13 protein-coding genes and 1 pseudogene are annotated in these 11,111 nt (G+C 73.4%); 7 read left to right on the top strand and 7 right to left on the bottom strand.

Annotated elements, in window-relative coordinates; translation table 11 throughout:
• Nucleotides 1–201 precede the first annotated feature (201 nt).
• The 3 genes from OG788_RS15560 to OG788_RS15570 all read left to right on the top strand — a co-directional run bounded on the left by OG788_RS15560 (nt 202) and on the right by OG788_RS15570 (nt 3,550).
• A complete protein-coding gene (locus tag OG788_RS15560; protein ID WP_406376764.1) occupies nt 202–2,076 on the top strand; it encodes an FAD/NAD(P)-binding protein in 1,875 nt (624 codons plus the stop codon).
• An 85-nt stretch (nt 2,077–2,161) separates the two neighbouring features.
• On the top strand, nt 2,162–2,617 hold the full coding sequence (locus OG788_RS15565) for a DoxX family protein (protein ID WP_406371420.1): 456 nt from the start codon (nt 2,162–2,164) through the stop codon (nt 2,615–2,617).
• Nucleotides 2,618–2,917: 300 nt separating this feature from the next.
• Nucleotides 2,918–3,550: a VTT domain-containing protein gene (locus OG788_RS15570; RefSeq protein ID WP_351553804.1), complete on the top strand. Its 633-nt coding sequence runs from the start codon at nt 2,918–2,920 to the stop codon at nt 3,548–3,550.
• Between the two features lie 13 nt (nt 3,551–3,563).
• Here the strand turns inward: OG788_RS15570 and OG788_RS15575 are convergent, their stop codons facing one another.
• Nucleotides 3,564–3,794 carry a DUF2277 domain-containing protein gene (locus OG788_RS15575; RefSeq protein WP_351553801.1) on the bottom strand — a complete coding sequence of 77 codons (231 nt, stop codon included), beginning with the start codon at nt 3,792–3,794 and terminating at the stop codon, nt 3,564–3,566.
• Between the two features lie 102 nt (nt 3,795–3,896).
• On the opposite strand from OG788_RS15575, the gene OG788_RS15580 reads away from it, so the two are divergent.
• Both OG788_RS15580 and OG788_RS15585 read left to right on the top strand, forming a co-directional pair.
• Nucleotides 3,897–4,670 carry an MBL fold metallo-hydrolase gene (locus OG788_RS15580; RefSeq protein WP_406371422.1) on the top strand — a complete coding sequence of 258 codons (774 nt, stop codon included), beginning with the start codon at nt 3,897–3,899 and terminating at the stop codon, nt 4,668–4,670.
• A 137-nt stretch (nt 4,671–4,807) separates the two neighbouring features.
• The gene (locus tag OG788_RS15585) at nt 4,808–5,722 is read left to right on the top strand and encodes a ketopantoate reductase family protein (RefSeq protein WP_406371424.1); all 915 of its coding nucleotides are present in this window, start codon (nt 4,808–4,810) and stop codon (nt 5,720–5,722) included.
• A 210-nt stretch (nt 5,723–5,932) separates the two neighbouring features.
• Here OG788_RS15585 and OG788_RS15590 read toward each other — a convergent pair whose 3' ends face one another.
• The 5 genes and pseudogenes from OG788_RS15590 to OG788_RS15610 form a co-directional block, all read right to left on the bottom strand.
• On the bottom strand, nt 5,933–6,847 hold the full coding sequence (locus OG788_RS15590) for a LysR family transcriptional regulator (RefSeq protein WP_406371426.1): 915 nt from the start codon (nt 6,845–6,847) through the stop codon (nt 5,933–5,935).
• Between the two features lie 38 nt (nt 6,848–6,885).
• On the bottom strand, nt 6,886–7,473 hold the full coding sequence (locus OG788_RS15595; RefSeq protein ID WP_351553789.1) for a hydrolase: 588 nt from the start codon (nt 7,471–7,473) through the stop codon (nt 6,886–6,888).
• Nucleotides 7,474–7,476: 3 nt separating this feature from the next.
• Nucleotides 7,477–7,683: a hypothetical protein gene (locus OG788_RS15600; RefSeq protein WP_406371428.1), complete on the bottom strand. Its 207-nt coding sequence runs from the start codon at nt 7,681–7,683 to the stop codon at nt 7,477–7,479.
• A 221-nt stretch (nt 7,684–7,904) separates the two neighbouring features.
• Nucleotides 7,905–8,417 (bottom strand): annotated as a pseudogene (locus OG788_RS15605) (MFS transporter); the annotation flags it as partial.
• A gap of 89 nt (nt 8,418–8,506) precedes the next feature.
• The gene (locus tag OG788_RS15610; RefSeq protein WP_356754317.1) at nt 8,507–8,971 is read right to left on the bottom strand and encodes a MarR family transcriptional regulator; all 465 of its coding nucleotides are present in this window, start codon (nt 8,969–8,971) and stop codon (nt 8,507–8,509) included.
• 197 nt (nt 8,972–9,168) lie between these two features.
• Here OG788_RS15610 and OG788_RS15615 point away from each other — a divergent pair, with 197 nt between their 5' ends.
• The gene (locus OG788_RS15615; RefSeq protein ID WP_406371430.1) at nt 9,169–9,501 is read left to right on the top strand and encodes a hypothetical protein; all 333 of its coding nucleotides are present in this window, start codon (nt 9,169–9,171) and stop codon (nt 9,499–9,501) included.
• Between the two features lie 58 nt (nt 9,502–9,559).
• Here OG788_RS15615 and OG788_RS15620 read toward each other — a convergent pair whose 3' ends face one another.
• Nucleotides 9,560–10,468, bottom strand: a complete 909-nt coding sequence (locus OG788_RS15620) for an SMP-30/gluconolactonase/LRE family protein (protein WP_406371432.1) — start codon at nt 10,466–10,468, stop codon at nt 9,560–9,562.
• A 76-nt stretch (nt 10,469–10,544) separates the two neighbouring features.
• Here OG788_RS15620 and OG788_RS15625 point away from each other — a divergent pair, with 76 nt between their 5' ends.
• Nucleotides 10,545–10,991 (top strand): Lrp/AsnC family transcriptional regulator, encoded by a 447-nt coding sequence (locus tag OG788_RS15625; RefSeq protein WP_406371434.1) that lies wholly within the window; start codon nt 10,545–10,547, stop codon nt 10,989–10,991.
• Nucleotides 10,992–11,111: the final 120 nt, after the last annotated feature.

Consider the following 11,111-nt stretch of genomic DNA (forward strand, 5'->3'; position numbering starts at 1 on the left):
TGCCGATCACACGCCCCGGGGCTCGGCCGGCGCGGCACGCGACGGGCATGATGAGGCGGACCGTCCGCTTCCAGTAGACGGCCCGCCGCCCTGCGCCCCCCACGCCCGGGAGTCACACCCTTGTCCGCAGAGCCCTCCCCCCAGTGCTCCGCCGCCCTCGCACCGCAGAGGTCCTCGTCACCCGCCGGGCCCCGCGCCTCCGTGGCCCTGGTCGGCGCGGGCCCCCGGGGCACCAGCGTCCTGGAGCGCCTCTGCGCCTCCGCGCCCGAACTCCTCGCTCCGGGCGGGCGGTTGACGGTCCACGTCGTCGATCCGGACCCGCCGGGGCCCGGCCACGTCTGGCGCACCGCGCAGTCCCCGCATCTGCTGATGAACACCGTGGCCTCGCAGGTGACCCTGTTCACCGACGAGAGCGTGGACTGTTCGGGGCCGATCCGCACGGGGCCGAGCCTTCACGCGTGGGCGGGCGGCGAACTCGGCCCGGACGCCTATCCCACCCGCGCCCAGTACGGCCGCTACCTGGAGTGGGTCTTCGGCGAGGTGGTGCGCGGGGCCCCGCCCGAGGTGCGGGTCGAGGTGCACACGGCCCGCGCGCTCCGGCTCACGGACGAACCGGACGGCCGCCAGGCGCTCGCCCTGTCCACCGGCCGCGCCCTGTCGGGGCTCTCCGCCGTGGTCCTCGCGCAGGGCCATCTGCCGGTGCTCCCGGACCCGGCCGAGCGGTGCCTGACCGCGTGCGCCGGGCGGCACGGCCTGACCCACATTCCGCCGGCCGGCCCCGCCGACGTCGACCTCTCCCCTCTCGCCCCGGGCGAGCCGGTCCTGTTGCGCGGTCTCGGGCTCAACTTCTTCGACCACACGGCCCTGTTGACGACCGGCCGCGGCGGCCGCTTCGTCCGGGCGGGCGGCGGCCTGCGCTATCTGCCCTCGGGCGACGAGCCGCGGCTGTACGCCGGCTCCCGGCGCGGCGTCCCGTACCGGGCCCGCGGCGACAACGCGAAGGGCCCGTACGGCCGTCATGTGCCGCTCGTCCTGACCGAAGAGGTGATCTCCCGCTTCCGCAAGCGCGCGGACTCCGGTGAGGCGCCGGACTTCCTGCGCGAGATATGGCCGTTGGTCGCCAAGGAGGTGGAATCGGTCTACTACGAGGGCCTGTTGGCGCATTCCGGGCGGCGCGGCGGCTCCGCCGATTTCCGGGACCGATTCCTCGCCGTCCCGCACCGCGATACCGAAGAGGCCTTCCTCCTGGACGAGTTCGGCGTCGCGGACACCGAGCGCTGGTCATGGGACCGGATGGCGCGCCCGTACGCGGGGCAGGCCTTCGCCGGTCCCGGCGGCTGGCGGGCGTGGCTGCTCGGCCATCTGCGCGAGGACGCCGCCCAGGCCGCGCTCGGCAACGTGGACGGGCCGCAGAAGGCGGCCCTGGACGTGCTGCGGGATCTGCGCAACGAGCTGCGCCGGATCGTGGATCACCGCGGGCTGCCGGGCGGCTCGCGCCGGGATCATCTGGACCGCTGGTACACGCCGTTGAACGCCTTCCTCTCCATCGGCCCGCCCCGGCGGCGCATCGAGGAATTGGCCGCGCTGATCGAGGCGGGCGTCGTGGAGGTGCTCGGTCCGCGGCTCGAGGTGCGGGCCGAGGACGGGGGATGGGTGGCGCACTCACCCGATGTTCCGGGGTCGGCCGTCCGCGCGACGACGCTCGTGGAGGCACGGCTACCGGAACCGGATGTGCGACGGACCGCGGACGAACTCCTGGCCCGGCTGGTGAGCACGGGGCAGTGCCGCCCGCACACCGTCGACGGCTACGAGACCGGGGGGCTGGACGTCACGCCGCGCCCCTATCACCTGATCAGCCGTCAGGGCCGCCCGCACGCACGGCGGTTCGCGTTCGGGGTGCCTACGGAGGGCGTGCACTGGGTGACCGCGGCGGGCGCCCGGCCCGGAGTGGATTCGGTCACCCTTTCGGACGCCGATGCCGTGGCGCGAGCCGCGCTACGTGCGGCGACGGCCGAAGCGGAACGGCAAACGGAAGCCCGGCCATGGCTGAATGTTGAACTTGCAAGCATAGATTAGGTGCACCTAACCTTGGTGGCTCACTCGGTTCCGTCCCACGGTCCGGCCCTGCCCGGACCGAACCAGACCGAAGGAGTTCCCCCACATGACCGGACGCCTCAACAGCGCCCAGCCGTACGCCATCGCCCTGTTCCGCATCGTCGTCGGCCTGCTCTTCGCCGCGCACGGCGCCGCCTCGCTCTTCGGCGTGCTCGGCGGCGCGATCGGCACCGACGGCGGCACCCTCGACGCGGGCACCTGGCCCGGCTGGTACGCGGCCGTCATCCAGCTCGTCGCCGGAGCGCTCGTGCTCATCGGCCTCGGCACCCGCGCCGCCGCGTTCATCGCCTCGGGCTCGATGGCGTACGCCTACTTCGACGTCCACCAGTCGGCGGCCCTGTGGCCGATCCAGAACGGCGGCGAGCTCTCCGCGCTGTTCTGCTGGACCATGCTCCTGCTCGTCTTCACGGGCTCCGGCGCCCTCGGCCTCGACCGGCTGCTCGCCGCCCGCACCTCCCCGGCCACCGAGGAGCAGCGCGCCTCGGAGCCCGTCACCGCCTGACCCCCGCCCGAGAGCGCCCGCCTCCCGCCCACGGAGGCGGGCGCCCGCGCGTCCGGACCGGCTCGCCCCGCCTCCGCGCCGCTCACCCGGGCCCGCATCCATGGCGATAGCGGACATCCGAGTCGTACGCCGTACCGGAGCGTGCGGGGGCGTGGACGTGATGTGATCGACACATGCGGCCCCTGCGGATCTCCTGTCACACCCGCGGCGTACGCTGTATGGCTGTCACACGGCGCCCCGCCACTCCCCCGCGAGTCGCGGCGCGGTCGTGTCCACGGGGGATAGCGGGGGAGAGTTTCGGTGCTGGAGAGTGTGGGGGCGCTGACGGGCAGCCCATGGATCTACGCGGTGGTCGCCGTGTCCGTCCTTCTTGATGTGTTCCTGCCGGTCCTGCCGAGCGGTGTCCTGGTGATCGCGGCGGCGACGGCCGCTGCGGGCTCGGCCACCGGCGCCGTTCCGCACGCCGTGCCCGACATCCTGGTGCTCACCCTCTGCGCGGCCACGGCCTCCGTCTTCGGCGACCTGGCGGCGTACCGCCTCGCCTGGCGCGGCGGCGACCGTCTGGACCGCGCCATCGCCCGCTCCCGCCGCCTGACCAGGGCGCAGGAACGTCTCGGCGAAGTCCTGGCGCGCGGCGGCGGGGCCCGCGGTGTGCTGGTCGTCGTCGCGCGTTTCGCACCGGCCGGCCGCTCGGTCGTCTCGCTCGGCGCGGGCGCGGCGCACCGCCGGGTCCGCGAGTTCCTGCCCTGGTCCGTCCTCGCGGGACTGGCCTGGGCCGGGTACAGCGTCGCCCTCGGCTACTTCGGCGGCCAGTGGCTGGGCGCCACCTGGCTCGCGACGGGCGTCTCCTTCGGAGCGCTGTTCGTCGCGGGAGCGGGCGCGGCCTATCTCGTGCGCCGTCCCGCGGTACGGCAGCCGGCCACCGGCGGCTGAGCCGCCGGCCGCGCTATCCGGCGCGCTGGGTGGCCGCCCCGCGCACCTCCAGGCTGTCCAGCAATTCGGCCGTGGCCGCCGTCACCGCCTCGACGGCACGGTCGAAGACCTCACGGTTGTGGGCGGCCGGGGCACGGAACCCGGAGACCTTGCGGACGTACTGCAGAGCGGCGGCACGGATCTCCTCCTCGGTGGCTTCCTCGGGGATCGCGGGCGGACGAAGCGTCTTGATGCTGCGGCACATGACTCCAGTCTCGCGCGGACGGCGCCGTCGTGGTCACTTCTGACGGAAGCCGGCCGCCGCGGCCGGGGAATACCGCCGCCGACTCCGCGGATTGAGCAGAGCATGACCTCAGTGGAGATCACTTACGTCGGCGGCCCCACCGCCCTCATAGCGATCGGCGGCCTGCGGCTTCTCACCGATCCGACCTTCGACGCCGCCGGCGAGTACCCCGTCGGCGCACGCGAGCTGGTGAAGACCGCGGGGCCCGCGCTGCGGGCCGAGGAGCTCGGCCCGGTCGACGCCGTCCTGCTCTCCCACGACCAGCACCCGGACAACCTGGACACGTCCGGGCGCGCATTTCTCCGGGGTGCCCCGCTGACCCTGTCGACGGCGTCGGCGCACGAGCGGATCGGCGCGCCCGTGCGGGCCCTGCGCCCCTGGGAGTCCGTCGAACTGGAGCGTCCGGACGGCGGAGCGCTGCGCGTGACGGCCGTCCCGGCGCAGCACGGCCCCGACGGCTCGCTGCCTCTCGTGGGCGAGGTGACCGGCTTCGTGCTGTCCGGGGAGGGGCTGCCCCGGGTGTACGTGAGCGGCGACAACGCGTCCCTGGACGTCGTACGGGAGATCGCGGGCCGGGAGGGGCCCTTCGACGTGGCCGTGCTGTTCGCGGGGGCGGCGCGCACGCCGTTGGTGCCGGACGCCCCGCTGACCCTGACCAGCGAGGACGCGGCCCGGGCGGCGGAGATCCTCGGTGCCGACCGGGTCGTCCCGCTGCACTTCGAGCACTGGGGGCACTTCACCCAGGACGGTTCGAACCTGACGAAGGCCTTCGCGGAGGCCGGTCTCACGGACCGGCTGCGCCTGCCGGAACCGGGAGCCCCGGTACGGGTGCCGTAGCGGCGCAACCCGCCCCCGCAATACCCAAGCAAATCCTTGGAGTTGGGCAAGGTTATCCGAGGATTGACTCGGGCGACCGCCGCTTGTGATCATCACCGGGGCCCCGCTCGGGGTCCCGCGGAGAGGAGCGAGGACATATGGCGAACGACCGGCAGACGGTGGCGGTGCTGGGTCCGGGCGGTATCGGCGGGCTGCTCGCCGCGCTTCTGGCCCGTGCCGGCCACCGGGTGATCTGCCTCGCCGGGGACGAGACCGCGCGGACGCTGGCCGCGGACGGCATCGAGGTGCGCAGCGGCCACTTCGGCGACTTCACGGCGCGGGTGGAGGCGGACACCGAACTGCGTGAGCCGGTCGACGTGTGCCTGATCGCGGTCAAGGCGACTTCCCTGGACGCCGCCCTGGAGCGGGTCCCGGCGAAGGCCCTGGGCGAGGAGGCTCTGGTCGTCCCGCTCCTGAACGGCGTCGAGCACCCGGCACCGCTGCGCGAGCGCTACCGCCCCGAGCAGGTGGCCCCCGCGGTGATCCGCGTGGAGTCGACGCGGATCGCGCCCGGGGTGATCGAGCACGGCAGTCCGTTCGCCGAGGTCGATCTGACCGGGGACACGGCGCCGAGGGCGCGGGTCGACTCGCTCGCCGGGGCCCTGGAGTGGGCCGGGGTGCGGGCCCGGGTCCAGGACGGCGAGGCGGCGACGCTCTGGGCGAAGATGTCGTTCCTCGCGCCGTTCGCGCTGCTGACGACGCGGTACGGGGTGCCGGTGGGCGACGTACGCACGCTGCACCGCGAGGAGTTGGCCGCTCTCGTCGAGGAGACGGCGGCGGTCGGCCGCGCGTGCGGTGCCCCGGTCGACGCGGCGGCCGCCCTCGCCCGGTACGACGCCTTCCCCGCGGGCACCAAGTCCTCCATGCAGCGCGACGCCGAAGCGGGCCGCACGCTCGAACTCGACGCCATCGGCGGTGCGTTGCTGCGGGCGGCGGAGCGGACCGGGGTACCGGTACCGGTGGCGAGCGCGCTGGTGCGGGAGCTGACACCGGCCGCCGGCGCGGACGACTGAAGGCGGGGCGACGCCCCATGACGTCCACGGCTCACGATACCGGGGCGGCGGTCGACGAGGTCCATGGCCCACGGGACCAGGGTGGCGCACGGCAGCGTCCTGGGCCGGTGAGATCCGGGCGGTGCCCGATGCCGTCCGGGCCTACAGGACCGAGCGGCACCATCCGACGACATCCGGGGCACGCCAGGGCTTACGGGACCGGTACCGGCGTCAGTCCCCCGCCACGGTCCCGGCGCCGCCCGCGCGGTGCCGGGCCACCGTGTCGGCGAAGGCGTGCGCCACGGGTGACAGGGCGTCCCACCGGCGCACCGCCCAGCCGACCGTGAGGGGCGGCAGGGCGGGTATCGGGAGGAAGCGGAGGCCGGGGCGGCCGGGGCCTCGCAGGCCGGGCAGGTCGGGGACGACGGCATGGCCGAGGCCGAGTTCGGCGAGCAGGATCGCGGTGTCCCAGTCGGCGACGCTGGTGTCGGAGGCGCCCGCAGGTATCCCCAACTCCCGGTAGGCGGAGTCGAGATGGGCGCGCGAGGTGGAGTTCTCGGGCAGCCCGACGATCCGCAGCCCGGCCAGCTCCTCCCCCTCGATCCGCTCCCGCCCCGCGAGTTCGTCGTCGGCGCGTACGGCGAGCACCCAGGGGAGTTCGGCGACGGGCCGCTGCTCGACCCCGCGTACGGGCGGGCCGAGGGTGATCCAAGCGAGGTCCAGGCCGTGGTCGGCGAGCGCCTCGAAGCAGCTCCGGCTGGAGTTCTCGGTCCGGAACTCCAGGCTCACCCGGGGATGGTGCCGCCGGAACTCGACCACGGCCTCGGCCATGAAGTGCCGCACGGTGGTGCCGCCGGTGGCGATCCGCACCGCACCGCCGCCCCCGCGCGCCAGCTCGTCGAGCCGGCGCAGCGCGAGGTCGAGGCCGGCCATCCCGTCGGCGGCGGCCCGTTCGAGGACCCGCCCGGCGCCGGTGGGCACCACGCCCCGGGCCCGCCGCTCGACGAGCGCGACCCCGACCTCCCGTTCCAGCCGGCGCACGTGCTGACTCACCGCCGACTGCGTACAGCCGAGCTCCCGGGCCACGGCGCTCAGGCTCCCGGCCCGGCACACGGCGACGAACACGCGAAGATCATCCAGGGTCACGGACCCCAAGGTAGCGGCGGCCCGTCGGGAGCCTTCGTTCAGGCCCGCGTCTTGTCGAGCAGCTCGACGATCTCCTCGGTCGTCCCGGTCTCACCGAGGCGGGGGAAGATCCGCTCGACGCTGTTGCGGTGCGTCTCGGGGTCGAGGTCGGACATGGCGTCGGTGGCCAGGGTGACGTGGTAGCCGTGCTCGTGGGCGGCACGGGCCGAGGACTCCACGCCGATGCTGGTGGCGATGCCGGCCAGCACGATCTGGGTGATGCCGCGGCGGCGCAGCTGCAGGTCGAGGTCGGTGCCGTAGAAGGCGCCCCAGTTCCGCTTGGTCACGGTGATGTCCCCGGGGTGCCCGGCCAGTTCCTCGACGATGACGTCCCAGCCCTCCGGGAAGGCGCGGCCACGGCTCGGGCCGTCGATGCGGCCCCGTACGGCGTCCGCGCCGTCGGCCGCGGCGGTGACCCGTACGAGGACGACCGGGAGATCGTGGCCGCGGAAGGCCTCCGCGAGCCGGACGGCCCGCGGCAGGACGTCGGAGGCGGCGTGCGGGGCCAGGCCCGGGTTGCCGACGATGCCGTGCTGGAGGTCGATGAGGACGAGCGCGGTGCGGGGGTCGAGCGTGGTGACTGCCATGGTTCAGGCCTTTCGGGGGGTGAGTTGGCGAAGGGATCGGTCGATGAGGGTCGCCGCCAGGAGCAGCACTGCTCCGGCGAGCATGAAAAGGGCCAGGTGGTGCAGGCCGCCGGTGTCGGCGCCGTGCGTGAAGAAGGCGGCGTCGGCGGCGGAGGCCGCCATCGCGCCGAGGTACGTGGCGGTGCGCAGCAGTCCGGCCGCGGAACCCATCCGGGCGGGGTCGGCCTGCCGGTAGAGGGCGTTCTGATTGGCCAGGCCATTGAGCCCTTGCGGCGCGCGGCGGAAGCGTGCGCCTCGCCCCGCGGGGTGGCCGGATCCGGGGTGGTGTTCGGGTGCACCGCGGCGTTCGTGCCCGGCGTCGGCGGGACGGGGTGGGCCGGGGGCCTCCCGGCCGGGTGCGGCGTCGGCTTCCGGACCTTCGGCAGCCGGAGCGCCCCGAGGACCAGACAGGCCAGCGACAGCGGCACGTTGACGAGGAAGATGGTGCGCCAGCCGCCCACACCGATGAGCAGGCCGCCCAGGGTGGGCCCGACCACGGCGACGGTCTGGGCCGAGACCGCGAGCGCGGTCAGCACACCGGCCGGGCTGTCCTGCCCGGTGCGTTCGGCCTCGCTCCGGGTGAGGTGCATGGCGGCGGGGTACGCCGCCGAGGTGCCGAACCCGAGCAGGACCCGGGCGGCGACCAGCGCGCCGAGGTTCGGTGAGAGGGCGCCGAGCAGTCCGGCGATGCCCACCGTCGCCGTACCGGCGAGGTAGAGACGTCGCGGGCCGTACATGTCGACGAGCCGTCCGACGACGGGCTGCCCCACCGCGGTGGCGAGATACAGCCCGGAGACCAGCCACGCGGTCTGAGCGGGAGGCGCCCCGAGAGCGCTGCCGATCGGCACCAACGCCACCGCGATCATGGAGGAGTTGACCGGGTTCAGCACGGAACCGAGGACCATCGGGGCGATCAGCCGACGGTCGAAGCGATCGGGCGGACGGCGGTGCGCGAGGGTGAGTCGCTGCCGGAACCGCTCCCGGAGCGTGGGTATCACGGCCGGGTGAGCCGTTCCAGCAGGGCCATGGCCTCGATGACCTTCTGCCGCTCGTCCTCCGTGCAGCGCTCCTGGAAGGCTCGGGCGAGCCACTCGGAACGGGCCTGCCGGGTGCCTTCGACGCGCTCGCGCCCGGCGTCCGTGAGGGTGACCAGCTGCCGCCGGCCGTCCCCGGGGTCCGGGTTGCGCTGGATGAGTCCGTACTGGTCGAGGGCCGCGAGCGTGGCGGCCATCGACTGCGGGCGCACCCCTTCGGTCGCCGCCAGCGCGCTGGCCGTGGCGGCCCCGCTCTTGCTCACCAGGGTGAGCGCGGAGACCTGGGAGGGCGTGAGGTCCTGCGCCTCGGAGACCTCACGGATCCGCCGCCGGAGCAGGCTGAACGCGACCCGCAGATCCTGCGCGGCGCGGGCGGCGGAATCCGAGACGCCCGCGTCGGTCCGGTGACTGCCGCTCTGATCCATACGGCCACGGTAAAATAAACAGTCCAGACTGTCCAGTTCAGCCTGTACAGTTTGCCTGAACACTTCCGTCCCGGCACGCGGCGCCACACGCCGGGACGGAGCGGCCCTCCCCAGGTCAGAGCGGTGCGGAACACCCGTTCGCGTGAAGTCCCGGAAGGAACTCGCATCACAAAATCGAACAGGCGTAGCATTGCCGCGTGGCTGCGACCTATGACTTTCCGAGTGACCTCCTCGCCGGTCAGGAGGAGCTGCATCAGGTCCGGGCCGAGCTACTGGCCCTGCTGAAACGACTCCCCTGGTCGGTGGAACCGCTGGACGGCTTCAGCGACACCGGCGGCTGGCGCAAGGTGGAGCGCCCCGCCTCCCCCGGCTGGACCGACGACGAACAGGCCGAGGTCGAGAAGCTCCGGCAGCGCGAACGCGAGCTCGCCGTATTCGTCTCCGGTCACCGCTTCTGGTCGGAGGTCACCCCTCTGGAGAAGGTCGACGCCCGGATGCGGCTGAAGCACACGCGAGAGACCCCGGCATAACTGCGCGTGACCCCACTGGACATGTGAGACACCGTCACAAGGCGGCGCCCGTCGGGCTCTAGAGCCGCGGCGCCCCGGTCACCGACATCACCAGCGAGTACAGCGAGGTGGTGGCCGTGACGAACAGGCGGTTGTTCTTCGGGCCGCCGAAGGCGATGTTCGAGACGGGCTCCGGTACGCGCAGCCGGCCGATGAGCGTGCCGTCGGGGTCGTAGCAGTGGACACCGTCCCCCAGCGCGGCGGCCCACAGGCGGCCCTCGTCGTCGAAGCGGATGTTGTCGAAGTGGACGTCGCCGCGCGCCTCCGCGAAGACCTTCCCGTCGGAGAGCGTGCCGTCCTCCCGGACGTCGTACACATGGATCCGGGCGGCCCTCGAGTCCGAGACGTACAGCCGCCGCTCGTCGGGGGACAGGATGACGCCGTTCGGTCCCGCGAACCCGTCGGCGGCGAGGCTCACCTCCCGCGTCGCGGGATCGATCCGGTACACGTTGCACGCGCCGATCTCGGACGCGGCGCGATGACCCTCGTAGTCGCTGGTGATACCGAAGTCCGGGTCGGAGAACCAGACCGTGCCGTCGGAACGGACGACGGAGTCGTTCGGGCTGTTGAGCCGCTTGCCCTCGTACCGGTCGGCGAGGACGGTCACCGTCCCGTCGGGCTCGGTGCGGGTGACGCGGCGGTTGCCCTGCTCGCAGGTGACCAGGCGGCCCTGCCGGTCGAGCGTGTTGCCGTTGCTGTGGCCGGCCGGGGTACGGAACACGCCGACCGCGCCCGTGGCCTCGTCCCAGCGCAGGATGCGGTCGTTCGGGATGTCGCTCCAGATCACCTGACGCCAGGCGGGGAGGTACAGCGGCCCCTCGGCCCAGCGGCAGTCGTCGTACAGGACCTCCAGCCGGCTGTCGCCGTTCGCACAGCGTCCGGCGCGGAAACGGTCGTCCAGGATCTCGTACGGGCCGTCGACGGACATGGCATCCTCTCGAAGTGACTGACCAAGATGTGATTCAACGTAACATGCAGTGCACCGAATCAGATATGGTCTTCGCATGAAGTCAGTTGATGACATCGACCGTGGATTGATCGCACTGCTCCAGCAGGACGCCACCCAGTCGTACGCCGCCCTGGGCAAGGCGGTCGGCCTCTCCGCGGGCGCCGCGCACGAGCGCGTGCGCAAGCTGCGCGAACAGGGGGTCATCCGGGCCACGACGGTCGACGTCGACCCGGCGGCGCTCGACCGCGGGGTCCTCGCCTTCGTGCTGGTCGACTCGACGGTGTGGATGGGCGACCGGGCCGAGGACTTCGCCGCCGTGCCGGAGATCCAGGAGGCCCACGTCATCGCGGGCAGCGCCACCGTCCTGGTGAAGGTGCGCACGGCGACCACCGAGGGGCTCCAGGACGTGCTGCGCCGCCTGTACGCGATCGACGGGGTCAGCGGGACGCAGGCCACGGTGGTCCTGGAGACCTTCTTCGAGAGGCCGTTGGACGCCGGCTAGCGAGGCGGACGGTCCGTGGACGCCACCGAGCCGGAGAACCTGCGCGGGTCCTGGTCCCCGCGGAAGCGGAGGTCACCGCCGGCCCGCGCGAGTACACCCCGTGCGGGTCCGGCGTCGGCG

It is taken from the genome of Streptomyces sp. NBC_00647, from assembly GCF_045207245.1.
In the GTDB taxonomy this organism is placed as follows: Bacteria; Actinomycetota; Actinomycetes; order Streptomycetales; family Streptomycetaceae; genus Streptomyces.